This is a genomic window from Pseudomonas sp. H1_D04, assembly GCF_054683855.1.
In genome coordinates, this window is the sequence record NZ_CP162826.1 from 5,387,839 (window position 1) to 5,405,288 (window position 17,450).

General features: G+C 56.7%; 15 protein-coding genes and 1 pseudogene. 13 read left to right on the top strand and 3 right to left on the bottom strand.

The window, feature by feature from the left end; genetic code table 11:
- Nucleotides 1-22: 22 nt before the first annotated feature.
- The 12 genes from trxA to AB4N82_RS24880 all read left to right on the top strand — a co-directional run bounded on the left by trxA (nt 23) and on the right by AB4N82_RS24880 (nt 12,681).
- Complete coding sequence (trxA, locus tag AB4N82_RS24825) at nt 23-379, top strand: thioredoxin (RefSeq protein ID WP_034105542.1); 357 nt, start codon at nt 23-25, stop codon at nt 377-379.
- A gap of 38 nt (nt 380-417) precedes the next feature.
- A complete protein-coding gene (tldD, locus tag AB4N82_RS24830) occupies nt 418-1,872 on the top strand; it encodes a metalloprotease TldD (protein ID WP_252994204.1) in 1,455 nt (484 codons plus the stop codon).
- Nucleotides 1,873-1,895: 23 nt separating this feature from the next.
- Nucleotides 1,896-3,650 (top strand): enoyl-CoA hydratase/isomerase family protein, encoded by a 1,755-nt coding sequence (locus AB4N82_RS24835; protein WP_460103431.1) that lies wholly within the window; start codon nt 1,896-1,898, stop codon nt 3,648-3,650.
- A 162-nt stretch (nt 3,651-3,812) separates the two neighbouring features.
- Nucleotides 3,813-4,676, top strand: coding sequence for a LysR family transcriptional regulator (locus AB4N82_RS24840; RefSeq protein WP_252994203.1), 864 nt, complete (start codon nt 3,813-3,815; stop codon nt 4,674-4,676).
- Between the two features lie 228 nt (nt 4,677-4,904).
- Nucleotides 4,905-5,330 (top strand): VOC family protein, encoded by a 426-nt coding sequence (locus tag AB4N82_RS24845; RefSeq protein ID WP_034105497.1) that lies wholly within the window; start codon nt 4,905-4,907, stop codon nt 5,328-5,330.
- Nucleotides 5,331-5,490: 160 nt separating this feature from the next.
- Nucleotides 5,491-6,270 carry a 5-oxoprolinase subunit B family protein gene (locus tag AB4N82_RS24850; protein ID WP_460103435.1) on the top strand — a complete coding sequence of 260 codons (780 nt, stop codon included), beginning with the start codon at nt 5,491-5,493 and terminating at the stop codon, nt 6,268-6,270.
- Nucleotides 6,267-7,208, top strand: a complete 942-nt coding sequence (locus tag AB4N82_RS24855) for a 5-oxoprolinase subunit C family protein (RefSeq protein WP_460103438.1) — start codon at nt 6,267-6,269, stop codon at nt 7,206-7,208. The genes AB4N82_RS24850 and AB4N82_RS24855 overlap by 4 nt, the downstream gene beginning before the upstream one ends.
- On the top strand, nt 7,201-7,971 hold the full coding sequence (locus tag AB4N82_RS24860) for a LamB/YcsF family protein (RefSeq protein WP_460103440.1): 771 nt from the start codon (nt 7,201-7,203) through the stop codon (nt 7,969-7,971). The genes AB4N82_RS24855 and AB4N82_RS24860 overlap by 8 nt, the downstream gene beginning before the upstream one ends.
- Nucleotides 7,972-8,211: 240 nt before the next feature.
- Nucleotides 8,212-9,558: an MFS transporter gene (locus AB4N82_RS24865; protein ID WP_236417461.1), complete on the top strand. Its 1,347-nt coding sequence runs from the start codon at nt 8,212-8,214 to the stop codon at nt 9,556-9,558.
- A gap of 47 nt (nt 9,559-9,605) precedes the next feature.
- Nucleotides 9,606-10,028, top strand: coding sequence for an acetyl-CoA carboxylase biotin carboxyl carrier protein (accB, locus tag AB4N82_RS24870; protein ID WP_460103444.1), 423 nt, complete (start codon nt 9,606-9,608; stop codon nt 10,026-10,028).
- Nucleotides 10,029-10,045: 17 nt separating this feature from the next.
- Nucleotides 10,046-11,407, top strand: coding sequence for an acetyl-CoA carboxylase biotin carboxylase subunit (gene accC, locus AB4N82_RS24875; RefSeq protein WP_460103447.1), 1,362 nt, complete (start codon nt 10,046-10,048; stop codon nt 11,405-11,407).
- 23 nt (nt 11,408-11,430) lie between these two features.
- A complete protein-coding gene (locus AB4N82_RS24880; RefSeq protein WP_460103450.1) occupies nt 11,431-12,681 on the top strand; it encodes a GGDEF domain-containing protein in 1,251 nt (416 codons plus the stop codon).
- Between the two features lie 265 nt (nt 12,682-12,946).
- On the opposite strand, the gene AB4N82_RS24885 is transcribed toward AB4N82_RS24880, so the two are convergent.
- Nucleotides 12,947-13,609, bottom strand: coding sequence for a GntR family transcriptional regulator (locus tag AB4N82_RS24885; RefSeq protein ID WP_034103253.1), 663 nt, complete (start codon nt 13,607-13,609; stop codon nt 12,947-12,949).
- 161 nt (nt 13,610-13,770) lie between these two features.
- On the opposite strand from AB4N82_RS24885, the gene AB4N82_RS24890 reads away from it, so the two are divergent.
- Nucleotides 13,771-15,141: an aspartate aminotransferase family protein gene (locus AB4N82_RS24890; RefSeq protein WP_460103454.1), complete on the top strand. Its 1,371-nt coding sequence runs from the start codon at nt 13,771-13,773 to the stop codon at nt 15,139-15,141.
- A 44-nt stretch (nt 15,142-15,185) separates the two neighbouring features.
- Here AB4N82_RS24890 and AB4N82_RS24895 read toward each other — a convergent pair.
- Both AB4N82_RS24895 and AB4N82_RS24900 read right to left on the bottom strand, forming a co-directional pair.
- Nucleotides 15,186-16,406, bottom strand: a pseudogene (locus AB4N82_RS24895) (IS3 family transposase).
- Between the two features lie 110 nt (nt 16,407-16,516).
- Nucleotides 16,517-17,449, bottom strand: coding sequence for an electron transfer flavoprotein subunit alpha/FixB family protein (locus AB4N82_RS24900; protein WP_460103457.1), 933 nt, complete (start codon nt 17,447-17,449; stop codon nt 16,517-16,519).
- Between the last annotated feature and the right edge of the window lies 1 nt (nt 17,450).

Genomic DNA, 17,450 nt, shown 5'->3' on the forward strand with positions numbered 1-17,450 from the left:
CATTAACACTGGAGTAGCACTAATGAGTGAATTAATTCAAGACCTTTCCCTGAGCACTTTCGACGCACAAGTCACTGACGCTGATCTGCCTGTACTGGTCGATTTCTGGGCGCCTTGGTGTGGTCCCTGCAAAATGCTTGCACCCATTATCGAGCAGTTGGCCGAGGAATACAGCGGTCGCCTGAAAGTCATGAAATGCAATATGGATGAGGTCAATGCCGAAGATCCCGAAGCGGCTAAGACGCGTTTTCAGGTTTCAGGTATCCCGGCGCTGGTTATCTACCAAAACGGCAAGGAAGTCGCACGCCATGTGGGCATTCAGTCCCGACTGCGGTTGCGCGGTTTTATCGACAAAGGGTTGGCGTCCAACGCTGACTGATCATTCATCGCATCTGACGCTTTCAGTCCGGACCTTCAATGAACGCACCTCATAGTAACGTCGATAATTTGCAAGCCGCCAAGAAGCTGTTGCTGGAGCCTTATGGCCTGAATGAACAACACCTGACGCGAGTGCTGGACACAGTCATGGAGCACCGTGTCGACTTCGCCGACCTGTTTCTGCAATCCGTCAAACGCGAGAACTGGAGCATTGAAAGTGGTCTCATCAAGTTCGGCTCCTTCAGTGTCGATCAAGGTTTCGGCTTGAGGGCGCTGGAACACGATCAAAGCGCTTTCGCGTATTCACAGCAGATCACCGAGCGCTTTCTGATGGACGCTGCTCGGTCGGTGCGCACCATAGCAAGCCCGGGTGGCTCTCGGGTTCAAGTTGGAACTCCGCAGACCTCACCGCAGAGTGCCTACTCCAGCGCTGACTCCATCGATTCGGTGGGTACCGAGACCAAGATCGCTATCTTGCAAAGCGTTGATCGTATCGCGCGAGCTATGGATCCGCGGGTGGTCGATGTGTTCGCAATGATAGAAATAGAGCACGAGACCGTTCTGGTCATGCGCCATGACGGTCGGCTAGCCGCGGACGTGCGTCCGATGATTATTGTCCAGATGACCGTCATGGTTGCGAATGGCGATCACCGTGAAACGGCCGGTACCGGGCTGGGTGGACGGTATGCATTTGAGTTTCTTGATGAGGACCGTATTCGCGAAGAGCTCAAAAAGCTTGTCGAGGGGGCATTACTTAATTTGGACGCTATCCCAAGCCCATCCGGCAGCATGCCTGTCGTGCTGGGGCCAGGATGGACCGGCATATTGCTGCACGAAGCCATGGGCCATGGGTTTGAAGGGGACTTCAACCGTCTGGGTACATCCGCCTACACGGGACGCCTGGGTGAACGTGTCGCGCCAAAGGGCGTGAACATCGTCGACGATGGTTCGCTGCCAGGCTATCGCGGCTCGCTGAATATTGACGATGAGGGCGAGGCCGGGCAATGCACGACTCTGATCGAGGACGGTGTGTTGTGCGGTTACATGCACGACAGCCTCAGCGCCAGGTTGATGGGCATGTCGCCTACCGGGAATGGTCGGCGACAGTCGTATGCGCATCTGCCAATGCCGCGGATGACCAACACCTTCATGCGCAATGGAAATCTTGGGCCCGAAGAAATTATCGCTTCCGTCAAGCGTGGCTTGTACCTCGCGTTGCCAGAGAGCGGTCAGGTCGACATCGTCAGCGGTCAGTTTACCTTTCAGAGTGCGTTGGCCTATCTGATCGAGGACGGCAAGTTAGTAGCTCCGGTACGTGGGGCGACCCTGACCGGGAATGGCCCGCAAACACTTAGTCAAATCAGTATGGTCGGCAACGATATGGCGCTGGACCCAGGCATGGCGGTATGCGGCAAAAAAGGCCAGACCGTTCCAGTCAGCGTTGGCCAGCCGACACTAAAAATCGACAACCTTATTGTGGGTGGAACGGCCTGAGCCGTATCCGGAGGAACTAAGTAATGTCACTTGTCAGTTATGAGCGCCGTGGCGCAGTCGCGATCCTGCAACTCAATAACCCTCCGTTCAACGCATTCAGCGAAACGTTGCTGGAGGACTTTTCGCGGGTTCTTGAACGCTACAGCCAAGATCCTCACGCGTTGATCGCGATTGTGTGTGGGCAAGGGGATGATTTCTCAATTGGCGCCTTGAGAAATGAACTAGGGGTGGTTTACAACAGTGATGCCGCAAGGCCCTTGGTCGAAGCGGTGGAAGCCAGTCGCAAGCCGTTGGTTGCGGTAATGCATGGACGTGTCTTCGGCGCGGCATTGGAGCTGGTCTTGGCATGCCAATGGCGCCTGGCAACCGCCGATGCGTTGATCGGCGCTCCCGAGATTCACGTTAGCCTCCCACCGGGTGCCGGCGCGACTCAACGCTTGCCACGATTAATTGGTGTGGCGCCAGCGCTCGATTTGTTGATGTCCGGAAACCCGATCAATGCTGATCGCGCGCTTGAACTCGGTCTTGTAGACGGCCTGCTGAATCGCAATTGGCAAGAGCGGCCGCAAGATATTTTGTCCTGGACAGCCGCTCATCCCAACCCCGTTCCTTGCCGCGATCGTAATTCGTTACATGCGCATACCCCTGTCGATTATTTAAAAGACTTCAAGGCCCTACAGGCTCCAGATTTTTTTGCCTATAAAGGTAAAGCCGCGATTTTGCAGTTGTTGGAGGCCGCACTTGACGGTGACTTCGATAGCGGATACGCACTGGAAGCAGACCTTTATCTGGATGCTGAGCAATCCGGTCAGAGCATGGCGTTGATGGCCGCCGACGATAATGACGACGCAGCCGCATGGGGACCTTTACAGCAGCCGGATGCAAAACCTGTTGAGCTGAACCGCATCACATTTACCGGCGAGAGCTTACCACCGGGTTGTCGCCTCGATGGCCCGGGGCCCCAGCGGCTCTGGGTGCATCAAAATGCTAAATCGGACGACTTCCTGGACAACGTTTCTGCCAGTGACGTATGGCTGGATTTAAGCACCGACAGCCAGCTCTGCCGATTGAAGAAGTACGCCGAACTCGCGGGACAAATGAGAGAGGGAGGCGTCATCGTTTATGGTGTTTGCGACGGTCAATCCGTAGATCTGGATGCACTGCCCGAACAGATAGAGGGCCATCCAATAATAGCCGCGTTCTCCTACGGAGAAGGACCGCAGAGCCTGTTGCAGTTTGTTAAACGGGAAACTAACACCCTTGACTCTGGTCGTATGGCTGTCAAGGGGGCAAGCACCATGGGTTACGCATGCTTGCACTCAACGGGCAAAACTCCCTTGGGCCGGGCATTAATCAACCTCTGGACGGCCGACTTGGAAAGCCTGTGGGCCGGCGGCGTCAGTCACGACGATACAGTTCGTGTGTTAAATAACTTTGGGTTGCCTCTGCCCCCTGACGAGCAGCTTGCAAGATCGTCGATCAAAGGCGTCTCGACCGTGCCGATACTCGACGACGAGTCATTGTTACAGGCAGTACTGGCGTCAATGGCTAACCAGGGATGCAGGCTGTTGGACGAAAGACTGGCAATGCACCCGGATGATATCGATATGATTTTCACTCGAGGTTACGGCTACCCTCCCTATCAGTTCGGGCCGATGGCGCATTGGTCACCGAGCGTGGTGCAACTGCACGACTCATTATTGGAGTTCGCTGAGCGATTTGGTCCCACTTGGGAACCCGCCTCAATGCTGAAACGCATGGCAGCCGAACAGCGTTAAGCAGTTACACCATCCCTCCCATGAGCCCTCCAAAGCCTGACTTTCGAGGGCTTTTTCAATTCTGCCCTCTTCTCTCGAGCGATTGGCGCCGAGCGCTGTTGGTAAACATAAAGAAAATGACTACCCTCTGCGCGAACATCCAACAATGGGTCACGGTGCAACATGATCAGAGAGCTGAAGACATTTATCTGCGTTACGCAGCGGGGTACCTTCGCAGCGGCTGGCCAGCAGGTTGGGCTGACGCAGTCTGCCGTCAGCGCCCAGATCAAAAGCCTTGAGGACAGCTTGGGGGTCAAATTGTTTGATCGTACCGGACGCTCAGCCACGCTCAATTCAGCAGGCCAGCGCGCCATTCCCCTGGCCGAGGAAATCCTGCGGCTTTTCGGTCGAATGGGGGCCGCAGACAGCGGCAATGACTTCCACGGCGCACTGCGAATCGGAGCGATCGGCACGGTTCAGACCGGGATCCTGCCGCAGGCTCTGGTGGCGTTGAAGTCACAGGCGCCTTTCATCGAAACCAACCTAGTGCCGGGTGTGTCGTTGAACCTGCTGAGCCAGGTGGACGCCGGCGAGTTGGACTTGGCCATCATGATCCGGCCACCGTTTTCCCTGCCCAAGGACCTGCATGCCGAAGTCATCGCGCGCGAGGCTTTCGTATTGATCACGTCCAAAGAGGTGGTGGGTGACGACCCGCTGGCTATTCTGGCGGAACAGCCCTTTGTGCGATATGACCGAGGCTCGTTTGGCGGGCGGTTGGTTACCCAGTTTCTCAAGCAGCAAAAAATTCATGTGCATCAGGCGCTGGAGCTGGATGAACTGGATGCCATTGTCAAAATGGTACGCAGTGGGCTCGGCGTTTCGCTGGTACCCAAGGCGGGGTTATGGCTCGAACATGCGGATGATGTCAGGGTGCTGGAGCTGCGCAAGCTCACGTTTTTCAGGGAGATCGTACTGGTCTCGAAATACCGGCAAAAACATTCACCGCTGTTCAACATCTTCCGCACCTGCGTCCTTGATGCAGTGTGATGCCTTTCGCATGCATAGGGGCAGTAGAAAATCAACCGCGGTCACGCAAGCTTTTCAGCCTTTGCACGAACCATCGTGGTGCAGCACGAACAACAATGGTGCAAAAGCCTGTGTTACCGATTTACTCATCGAAATTATTCGTGCTCAGGACACAGAATTTGCGCTTTTCCCCACCGTGTTTCCGGATAAGAATTGATTCAGATCAAAACAAATCAATAGGAAACCACCGTGAGCCTCTCTCCTTTCCATCTGGCAATTCCCGTCTACGATCTGGCCGCCACACGTCACTTCTACGGTGAGGTGTTCGGTCTTTCCGAAGGTCGCTCCAGCAACCAGTGGGTCGACTTCGATTTCTACGGCCATCAGTTGGTCATCCATGAGCACCCAAAGACTGCTTCGCAGGAAAGCGTGCACAGCAACCCCGTAGACGGCCACGACGTGCCGGTTCCGCACTTCGGCATCATCCTGGAGTGGGCGCAATGGGAGGCCCTGGCCGAACGTTTGAAAGCGCGTGAGACCCAGTTTGTGATCGAACCCTACATCCGCTTCCAGGGCCAGGTCGGCGAACAGGCCACCATGTTCCTGTTCGACCCGTGTGGCAATGCGTTGGAGTTCAAGGCGTTCAAGGATATGAGCCAGCTGTTCGCCAAGTAATACGTTGTTCAAGCGACCGTCGCCATTAGAGCGACGGCGCACTATCAAGCCGTGAAGCCTTGCTGTGTTGCGCCGGATACCTGTGAGAGCCCGCGCTTTCTCTGTCTCGCTGCACGCGCCTGGCCGATGTTTAGCCTGCCGCATGAGGATAGAGAACACTATGTCCGACCTCAGTCGCATTTTGGATGAGCCGCCAAGGGTGCCTCTCTCCACCGTTAAATGGCACTTCGAGCCGTGCGGTGATCGCTGCGTGATCCTGATATTTGGCAGCGTACTTTCCATTGAGCTCAACCGCGAGGCCGCCTCGGTCGGCAGTCAATTACGCACCTTGGTCGCGCAGGGACAATTACCGTGCGTCACGGATGTTGTCTCTGCGATGGTGACCGTCGGCGTTCATTACTCTCCTGAGTCAATTGCCAACCTGTTCCCCGGCGTGTCGCCCTACGAATCGATGTGCACATTGGTGACCGAGCGTCTCATGAATTCGCACAGCGCTGCCGCAACGATCGGCAGCCGCCTCGATATTCCGGTGTGCTACGACCCCGAATATGCCCCGGATCTTGAAGACATCGCGCAGGCCTGCGGCCTGACCACCAACGAGGTCATCGCCGCTCACTCGGCCGACTGGCTGGATGTTTTGATGGTCGGTTTCGCGCCAGGCCACCCCTACATCGGCATGCACGACAGCGCTCTGTCGCTGCCGCGTCGCGCCACACCGCGCACGCTGGTCAAGCAAGGCAGCATCGGCATCGCTAACCGACAAAGTGTGATTTACCCGGCTGATCTCCCCGGCGGCTGGAACCTCATAGGGCGGACACCGCTGCCCATGTTTTCTGCTTTGAGTGAGCCGCCGTGTCTTTTACAGGGCGGCGACCAGATTCGATTTGTACCCATTACCCGCCATGAATTCGATCTGCTGGCTCGGGAGAACATGAAGTGACCATCAAGGTAATCAAACCCGGCATGCTCTCAACCTTCCAGGACACTGGGCGGCATAGGTTCCAGCATTGGGGCGTACCCGTGACCGGCGTGATGGATGAAGATGCGCATGCCCTGTGCAACCTGCTGGTCGGCAACCCTCGTACCTTCAGCACGTTGGAAATGACCCTGCAGGGCCCGACACTGCACTTTCAGGCCAAAGCCGTGATTGCGCTCGCCGGCGCGGACCTCGGCGCCGAGCTGGATGCGATTCCGCTCAAGCCCGGCGTGGCGGCCCTGGTGTCGCCAGGCAGCACCTTGAGTTTCGGCAAGCGGCGACAGGGCGCCCGCAGTTACCTCGCGGTAGGTGGCGGCTTTTTGCTGCACCCGTTGATGAACAGCACCAGCACGTACTCCCGGGGCGGGTTCGGCGGGCTGCGCGGCCGTGCGCTGCAAGCCGGGGATTTGATCCCCATCTGTTCATCGTTTGCCAACCCGCCTCGCCTAAGCCCTCGCTCCAACTTTGGGCTGTATGAAGCGGCCGCCTGCGAACCGATCAGAGTGATCGCGGGGCGGGAGTGGAAGGACTTTTCCGCGGAGTCCCAAGAGCACTTCATAAACAATGATTACACCCTGACCGGTGACTCGGACCGTATGGGCTACCGGCTCGACGGCACGTCCTTGACGCTGTCTTCGCCCAAAGAACTGTTATCGGAAAGTGTTGCATTCGGCACAGTCCAAGTGCCTCCCAGCGGCAAGCCGCTGATCTTGATGGCTGACCGCCAAACAACCGGTGGCTACCCACGAATAGCCCAGGTGGCCAGCGTCGACTTACCTCGGTTGGCGCAGTTGCTGCCGGGCGACAAATTACGATTTTCACTCATAGAGTTGAGCGCCGCCGAAGCCTTGCTGCTCACCCGCGCTCGTACGCTCAAAGCGATGGAGGCCTTCAATGCCTGAAATAGATTTCAACAGCGACCTTGGCGAAGGCTTCAGCATTTATCGCGCAGGCGACGATGCGGCGATTCTTCCACACCTCACCTCAGCCAATATCGCCTGCGGGTTTCACGCCGGGGATTCGCGCTCCATGCGCTCAACCGTGGCACTGGCAGCCAAGTTAGGTGTGGCAATCGGCGCCCATCCTGGCTTTGACGACCTGCAAGGTTTCGGTCGCCGAATGATGACGCTGTCCGAGGATGAAGTGTACGAACTCGTCGTATACCAGGTCGGTGCGTTGCTGGGCTTTACCAAAGCCGCCAAGGTCGAACTGCGCCACGTCAAACCCCACGGTGCGCTTTACAACTTCGCGGCGGTGCACCGGCCCACTGCCGATGCGATCTGCCGGGCAGTCAAAGACATTGATCCGAGCCTGATTCTTTTCGGCTTGTCAGGGAGTGCCTTGGTCACCGCCGGCCAAGCCTGTGGCTTGAGCGTGGCACAGGAAGTGTTTGCCGATCGCAGCTACCAGGCTGACGGTATGCTGACGCCGCGCAGCCAGCCTGGCGCAATGATCGAAAACCTCCACGAGGCCATCGATCAAGTCATGAACATGCTGCATTTAGGCGAAGTGCGCACCACCCAAGGGACCTGGGTACCGGTGACGGCACACACACTTTGCCTGCACGGCGACCAGCCCGGCGCTGCAGCGTTTGCCAGTGCGATCAGGCAAGCCCTGCTCAAAGAAGGCATCACCATTCAAAAACCCGCGCGTGCGCGTATTTGAGTGACACCCACAACGTTTACCCATAATAAAAAGGAAACAACCATGCCTCGTGAATCAACCCCCTCGTTTTAACTGCCGAGCTTAAAACCTCGTCTGAGAGCTGAATAGTCAATGACGGATGCGTCTGGGCGCCTGAATGCCCGGATGAACTGTGCACTGTCGGTTTTCAGTACGTCACTTTCAAGGCAGGCCCCTCTGCCACTTAACTCTTTTGGCCATTGGCCAGAGTGGAAGGTATTTATGTCTCGTGTTCTCTCTGAAAATACGCACTCGCCGCACATCGACGTCGAGGCACACGCCACCGGCGGCACAACGCAGTCGGCCGTGATTGCCAAGCGCGCAGCCATGGCCTCGGCCACCGGCACCGCCGTTGAATACTATGAGTTCAGTATCTACGGGTATATGGCGACCATCATCGCCCCGCTGTTCTTTCCCGGGGACAACCCCGCCGCCGCCCTCCTCGCCACGTTGGCGGTGTTCGGCATTGCCTTTGTTATCCGCCCGATCGGCGGCGTGCTGCTCGGCCGCCTTGCCGACCGCATCGGCCGACGTCGAGTGCTGCTCAGCACCGTGATCGGCATGGGCACCGCCACCGCTCTTATTGGGGTGCTGCCGACCACCGCCCAGATCGGCCTGGCCGCGCCTATCCTGCTGGTGCTGTTGCGACTGTCCCAAGGCTTCTTCGCCGGCGGCGAAGTGGTAGGCGCCGCGGCGTTTGTGGCGGAATCTTCTCCCAACGGCCGACGCGGGTTCTTCGGTTCATTCACACCGCTGGGCGTTGCCGTGGGTGGCGCCACCGGCGCGATTGTCTGCGGTATCACCACCGGGTTGCTCAGTGCCGAGCAACTGCAGGCATGGGGCTGGCGTATCCCGTTCTTTCTGTCCATCCCGCTGGTTATGTTTTCGTTTTACATGCGGCATAACGTTGAAGAAACGCCGGAATTCAAAGCCTTCCTGGAGAAGGAAAAGCCACCGGTAGCACCGGTCAAAGAAGTGTTCAGCAAAAACCTGCCAGCACTGCTGCGGGTCATCGTATTTGCTTCTGCACAGAATGCGGGTTACTTCATCGGGATGGTGTTCATGAACATCTACCTGACCACCTACCTGCATTTCGACAAATCCAAAGTCTACTGGGTGATTGCAGTGATCAGCCTGTGCATGGCGGCGATGATGCCCTTCTGGGGTGGTTTGTCAGACCGTATCGGTCGCCGGAAGGCACTGAGCATCGGCTTCCTGGGTTACGCCACTCTGGTGATTCCCATGATGATCCTGATGGACAGCGGCAGCCTCTGGATCGCCGCCCTGGCGATGTTTGTCGCCACCTTGCCCATGCCAATCGTGCAATCGGTGGGCTACCCCACTTACGCCGAGCAATTTCCGACACGTGTGCGCTACACGGCCATGGCGATCAGCATCAACCTGGGCGCCATCCTGGGCGGCGGGATCACCCCCTACGTGGTCACCTCGATTATCACCAAGACCGGCAATTTACTGGTACCGGGCTATTTCATGGCGGGTGCTGCGGTGTGTGCCTTGTTAGCGATTCTCACGTTGCGTGAAACGTCCAAGGGCAACCTCCTTAGATAGTTCGACGCGACGTTAAGCCTCTAATCCAAACATAAGGTTGCAGCAGCATGGACATTGAAAAAGTAAAAGAACTGGTCAAGTTGATTGAAGGCTCGGGCCTGGCGGAGATTGATTTCAAAGAAGGTAATAATCGGGTTCGTCTTCGTCGTAACAGTAAACCCGCCGCTCCTCCCTCAGCGGTGGCGGCCCCACAAATAGCTGAAACTCAGCAGGTTCAGCCTGAGTCGAAACTCGCCGGCACAGTTATCTCGGCGCCGATGGTGGGCGTCTTCTACCGTAAGGCCTCGGCGACTTCAGCAGCGTTCGTTGAGATTGGCCAATCTGTGGCAAAGGGCGACGTGCTGTGCATCGTGGAAGCCATGAAAATGATGAATACGGTGGAGGCAACCTGCAGCGGGGTCATTGAAGCAATCATGGTCGAAGACGGTCAACCCGTTGAATACGACCAGCCCATGTTCAACATCGTTTGAGCGGCGTGGAGATCAGAATGAGTGAAGTCGCAAAACTGCAAAAAGTAGTGATCGCCAACCGTGGTGAAATTGCTTTGCGCGTCGTGCGCGCCTGTAAGGAACTGGGCATCAAGACCGTCGCTGTTTACTCGACGGCCGATACCGAATTGATGCACGTGAAACTGGCGGACGAAAGCATTTGCATCGGCCCGCCACTGGCCACGAACTCGTACCTGAAAGTCTCGAACATCATCGCCGCCGCGGAAGTGACCGGCGCTGATGGCATCCACCCGGGCTACGGCTTCCTCGCGGAAAACGCCGATTTCGCCGAACAGGTGGAAAAATCCGGGTTCGCGTTCATCGGCCCTAAAGCCGAAACCATTCGCCTGATGGGCGACAAGGTCTCGGCCAAGGACGCCATGATCGCAGCCGGCGTGCCAACCGTTCCTGGCTCCGACGGCCCGCTGCCGGAAGACGAGGAAACCGCTCTGCGCATTGGTCGCGAAGTCGGTTACCCGGTGATCATCAAGGCCGCCGGTGGCGGTGGTGGTCGCGGCATGCGCGTGGTGCACAAGGAAGAAGACCTGATCGAAGCTGCCAAGCAGACCCGCTCCGAAGCGGGCGCCTGGTTCGGCAACCCGATGGTCTACCTGGAAAAGTACCTGACCAACCCACGTCACGTGGAAGTGCAAGTACTCTCCGACGGCCAGGGCCACGCCATCCACCTGGGCGACCGCGATTGCTCGCTGCAACGTCGTCACCAGAAGGTACTGGAAGAAGCGCCGGCACCGGGTCTGGACGAGAAAGCCCGTGAAGAAGTGCTGGCTCGCTGCGTCAAGGCGTGCATCGACATCAACTACCGTGGCGCCGGTACCTTCGAGTTCCTCTACGAGAACGGCCGTTTCTACTTCATCGAGATGAACACTCGCGTGCAGGTAGAGCACCCGGTTTCGGAGATGGTCACCGGTATCGACATCGTCAAGGAGATGCTCAGCATCGCCGCTGGCAACGTGCTGTCCTTCACCCAGGACGACGTGAAGATGCACGGCCACTCCCTGGAGTGCCGCATCAACGCCGAAGACCCGAAAACCTTTATCCCAAGCCCTGGCCTGGTCAAGCATTTCCACGCGCCCGGCGGCAACGGCGTGCGTGTGGATTCGCACCTGTACAGTGGCTACAAGGTTCCGTCCAACTACGACTCGCTGATCGGCAAGCTGATCACCTGGGGCGCCACCCGCGACGAGGCCATGGCCCGTATGCGTAACGCCCTGGACGAAATCGTGGTCGACGGCATCAAGACCAACATCCCGCTGCCTCGGGACCTGGTGCGTGATGAAGGCTTCTGCGAAGGTGGTGTGAACATTCACTACCTGGAACACAAGCTGGCTAACCAGCATTGATATCGGTGGCCGGGGCCAGTCTGATGATCGCCAGCCCCGACCGTATTCATGTCCTCGTTGCGGTATTTAAAGCCATCCAATCCGTGCTCGGGTATAGTGCTAAAAGGCCATCATCTGTTGTCGCTTTATGGCGGACTAGCCCTATGCCAAATCTTCACTCTTTTCCCACTACACGGTTTATCCGCTGGTTTGTGAAAGACAACCAAAGCATGGATCGGAACATACGCCTAAAGCTACTTGAAGGTCCCTTTACCTCTCGCGCCGCGCTAGTCGCAGCAGGGATGAACACACTGCTCATATGCAGCGTTGCAGTCATACTTCACCCCACGCCGTTCTTCATCAGTTGGTTAGCCGCCGACGTTGTGATTTGGATCACCCGCTGGTTTGTGCTGCAGAGATTTATTGCCGGCGGCAAATCCAGGCCTCGCTACGCAACGGACCTTTCTCTGCTCTTGGGTTTGGTCTGGGCCGCCGAAATAGGCATTGGTACCGCAGAATGCATCATCAGCCAGGACCCGGTACTTCAAGTCCTCGCATGCACATCGACGGTCAGCATGAATGGGGCGATAGCCATGAGAAACCAAGGCATACCCCGCTATGCATTTACACAAATCCTGCTCACGGACATACCAATGAAATTGGCCACGCTGTTCCAACCGGAACCGATGTTGCGGGTGCTGATTCTGCAAGCGCCCATGTACCTCACCGGCTTGTGGGTACTGTTGAACAACCTCAATGAAAACCTGACGAAAGCCTATATTTCAGAAGCACAGAGTACACATTCCGCCACCCATGACAAACTGACCGGCGTGCTGAACCGCTTAGGAATCCTGAATAGGATAACGGCGATATGTGATTCGAAAGCCAATGGCAACAGTGACGTTTGTGTACTTTGTCTGGATTTGGACGGGTTCAAAAAAATCAATGATGCTAATGGGCACGCCACCGGCGACAGTGTATTAGTTTCTTTCTCGAAAATGGTCACCCGGGTGGTACGCAAGGGTGACGCAGTGGCACGCATAGGCGGTGACGAGTTCGTCGTAGTGATGCCCGATACCGACAAGATATCCGCCTCACTCATTGCTGAACGCATTATAAAAAGCCTCGAAGATTACACGAGTAAAGACGCGAAATATCAAGGTCTCGGCGTCAGCATCGGCATTACCGCGACTTACACCTCAGAGCTTGGGTGTGTTGAACAGATTTTATCCAAAGCGGATGTCGCGATGTATAGTGCAAAATCTGCGGGCAAGAACTGTTTCCGATTTGGATGAGTCTCGGGTGGCTAGAGATGAACCGAACCCGTAGGCATTGATGAGTACATCCAGTATGACAATCTATCGCGCGTCAGACTGAAGCTAAGCGGCCTGAGCCTGTTGAATACAGGAATCAAGCCGCTCAGGCGTAGAGAGGCAATCGTCCAACTGTGCGGGGTCAGTTCAAACACAGAAAAAAGAATTCGACTCGGAGAGCACGAAGCTGTGCAGAACAGAATGCAGGCACGGCCGAGCAAACCACCGAAGTTAGTGAAACCGCCACCTACTGTGTCTTGATAAACTCCAGCATCATTTCATTGCCATCGAGAATGTCCGTACAGATCGCCTGCCTGGCGGCAACCCCATCACGGTTCTTCAGGGCCGCCAACACTTCCCAGTGGTGCTCGATCGCCATCTGCTCCGAAAAGTGATCGTAGGCCAGTGCGAGCAGTGGCCCAGTGCGCATCCATAGACTGTCCAGAAAGCCTCGCAACAGCGGCATTTGAGCGATGTCGGCAAAGAAGAAGTGGAACGTCTGGTTGAGGTTCAACGCTTCGCTCATGTCTTCACGATGAATTGCGTCAAGGTTGGCCTTGATGTTGGCCTCAATACGCTCCAAATCCTCATCGGTGACAAGGCTCGCCGCCGTCTCCGCAGCCAACCCCTCAAGGGCAAGCCGCACAGCGCGAATTTCCAAATATTGTTGGCTTGTCAAGATCGGAACGCGTATGTCCTTGGGCGTCTTCATGACTAACGCTTGCTCTTTCGCAAGCTGAAGAATCGCATCGCGCACAGGGGTGACGCTGGTGCCCAACTGCATGGCCAGGTCACGAATGCGAAGTTTGTCATCGGGCTTGAGCTTTCCCGTGACCAACGCTTCCCGTAGAGATGAATAGACGCTGGTGCCGAGATACGCGTGTTTTATTTCACCGATGGGGTAGCTCATATCAGATCCGAATGGAGGGAGAGGCTCTATTTGGCGGGAAACAAGGCCCCGACAGCACAGGGCTGCATCATCGCGGTTTTATGGAGAAAAAACCAGCTACACAACATGATGCATCATGCATTATGCTTCAGTTAGCGGTCCCATAAAACAGCGAGATCATCATGACCACGACACGTTCCTCTCTAGCCGACAAAGACATGCGTCATCAATTGCACCCCTACACAAACGCCAGGGCTCACGAGGAACAGGGGCCATTGGTGATTGATCGAGGGGACGGGGTGTTCGTCATCGACGAAAACGGCAAACGTTACATCGAGGCCATGGCCGGGCTATGGAGCGCGGCCCTGGGCTTCAGCAACAAGCGACTGGTGGCGGCGGCTGAAAAACAGATGTCTACGCTTCCCTTCTACCACCTGTTTGGTCATAAAGCCCACGCCCCCAGCATCGAGCTGGCGGAGAAGCTGATCAACATGGCACCGGTGCCCATGAGCAAGGTGTTCTTCACCAACTCCGGCTCCGAGGCCAACGACACCGTGATCAAGTTGGTCTGGTATCTCAATAATGCCCAGGGCAAACCGACCCGCAAAAAATTCATCAGCCGAATCGGCGGCTACCACGGCATTACGCTTGCCAGTGCCAGCCTCACGGGCCTGCCGGCCAACCAGCGCGGCTTCGACGTCCCGTTGCCAGGCTTCCTGCACGTCGGCTGCCCGCACCATTACCGCCATGCGCTGCCGCATGAGACCGAGGAGCAATTTGCTGATCGACTTGCGGCTGAATTGGAGGCGTTGATCCTGAAAGAGGGTCCGGAAACCATCGCGGCATTCGTCGGAGAACCCTTGATGGGGGCCGGTGGCGTGATTGTGCCACCACGTACGTACTGGGAAAAAATCCAGCGTGTGTGCCGCAAGCACGACATTCTGATTGTCGCCGACGAGGTGATCTGTGGCTTCGGCCGTACCGGTACTATGTTCGGCAGCCAGACCTTCGGCATTGAGCCGGACATCATGATTCTGTCCAAACAACTGTCGTCGTCCTACCAGCCGATATCGGCCATTCTGCTCAATGAGCGGGTGTATCAAGGCATCGCTGACCAGACCAAGTCCTTCGGCGCACTGGGCCATGGTTTTACCGGCGGCGGACATCCCGTGGCGGCAGCCGTCGCGCTGGAAAACCTGAAAATCATTGATGAAGAAAATCTCGTGGCGCATGCCGCGCAGGTGGGTGAACTCCTGCACAGAGAGTTGCAACGTTTCGGCGATCATCCGTTGGTCGGTGAGATCAGGGGGGCGGGCCTGATCGCAGCCGTCGAACTGGTCGCTGACCGCGCCACCAAGGCCACCTTGGACGCGCCAGGCACGCTGGGACGCTATCTGGCAGGGCGTGCCCAGGCGCATGGCATGATCACGCGCAACATGGGCGACGCCATCGCTTTCTGCCCTCCGCTGATCATCAGTGAAGATGAGGTGCGGTCAATCGTGGATCGGTTCGGCATGGCATTGGACGACACCAGCAAATGGGTCAATGGCTAAGTGAGCATGTCTAGTCCTGAAATAGGTTTACAACTGTTTCAGTCTCAAAACGCCCGATGCATCGCATCGGGCGTTTTGTATTTCAAGGCCACATGCGGCCGCTCTTTGTTGTAGATCAGCACCGACTCGCCCATCATCTTCACTCCTTCTGCCAGATTTTAGGCCGACGGAGTAAAAACTCGGTTTTCAAAATCCCATTTATTCGCTCGCCATAGCGTTCTGATAGCAATCATAGCCATCGGTCATTGAGCACCTGATTCCGTGTTTCGTATGTAGCCGCTGATACAAGTCGGAGCAGTACTGGGCCCCGCGATCCGAGTGATGGATCAGCGACTGCATGGATTTTCGCTGGCTAACAGCTTTCTGCAATGCTTTGACCAACGACTCCATATGCAGACTGTCATGCACATGATGACCCACGATCTTGCGTGAGTACGCGTCTGTTATCAGGCTGACGTAAACAACACTTTCCCGCGTGGGCAGATAGGTAATATCTGCAACCCAAACCTGCTCGGGCCTGCCAGCGACAACTTGTTCCGGGCCTGCTTTGAGCAGGTTGGGATGGCGGCGGAACTGATGATGGCTATGCGTAGTTTTATGATAAGCACGCTTTCGAGGAACCAGCTCTCGCGCTTCGCGCAAGATGGAAAAAAGACGGTCTCGACCAACAATTACCTGCGCTTCAGCCTCAGTGCTCATCAGATAATGCAGCTTGCGCGTGCCTAACCTCGGCTGGCGACGCCGCTTTTCCAGAACAAAGTCCACTACTTGCTGGTCTTGGTGAGCTCTCGCATCAACGGCTCGGTTACGTTTGTAATACGCTTGGCGCGAAATTCCCATGAACAGGCAAGCCCTGGTAATCCTCAGGTCTTGGATTTGCCCTTGCGAGAGGACTTGCCGGGTCGCTTTTTTACGATGGACACACCGTAATCATTTTTCAAGACGTTCACGACAGCTTCAAAGAACTGGGCCTTTTGATTGCTCAGCGCCAACTGTTCTTCAAGCTCTTTAATCCGCTGCTCGGGTGTCCGCGGGAGGTTGGGGTCGGTCATCGGCCTGCTCCACGGCGCTCGGATTGAGGCGCATTGGCTCCAGTCCTGTCGGCCATGCTTGCGTAGCCAAACCAGTACCGTGGACCGGCCCTGAATGCCAAAGCGCCGTTGAGCCTCTTTATAACTCAACTCGCCTTTTTCGACTTGGTCTACGACCGACAATTTAAAAGCTATCGTGTAATCGCGTTGGCTGCGCCTTTTTCTCGTATCCATTGAGTCCTCCTGAAGAAAGGTCAGAAGGTGTAAACCTTATTCGGGACGGGACAGCACCATGAAAAAGGCCTGGTGTGAACCCGGCCTTTTTTTGCTTCGACAACCCGTCTTCAGTTCAGCTCAGCCAGAAACGCCGGCACCGCGTCAAACAAGTCCGCCACTAGGCCGTAATCAGCCACCTGGAAGATCGGCGCTTCTTCGTCCTTGTTGATCGCAACGATCACTTTGGAGTCTTTCATACCGGCCAAGTGCTGGATCGCGCCGGAGATACCGACCGCGATGTACAGCTGTGGCGCGACGATCTTGCCGGTCTGGCCGACCTGCATGTCGTTGGGTACGAAACCTGCGTCGACGGCAGCGCGGGAAGCGCCGACCGCAGCGCCCAGCTTGTCGGCCAGGGCGTACAGGTGCTTGAAGTTGTCACCGTTCTGCATGCCACGTCCGCCCGAAACGACGATCTTGGCAGCGGTCAGCTCAGGACGGTCCGACTTGGCCAGCTCTTCGCCGACAAAGCTGGAGGTACCAGCGTCGTGGGCAGCGGAGACGGCTTCAACGGCAGCCGAACCACCTTCAGCGGCAACCGGGTCGAAACCGGTGGCGCGCACGGTGATGACTTTGATGGCAGCGGTCGATTGCACGGTGGCAATGGCGTTACCGGCATAGATCGGGCGCTTGAAGGTGTCGGCGCTTTCAACCGAAACGATCTCGGATATCTGGTCAACGTCCAGCTGCGCGGCAACGCGTGGCAGGATGTTTTTGCCGTTGGAGGTGGCGGCGGCCAGGATGTGGCTGTAGCCAGCGCCTAGCTCTGCAACCAATGGCGCAACATTCTCCGGCAGCTGATGCGCGTAAGCGGCGTTGTCAGCGTTCAGGACTTTGCTCACACCAGCAATCTTCGCAGCGGCTTCAGCCACGGCGCCAGCGCCTTGGCCTGCAACCAGAACGTGGATGTCGTCGCCGATTTTGGCAGCAGCAGCCACGGTGTTCAGCGTGGCCGGGGCCAGCACTTTGTTGTCGTGTTCGGCGATTACCAAGATAGTCATG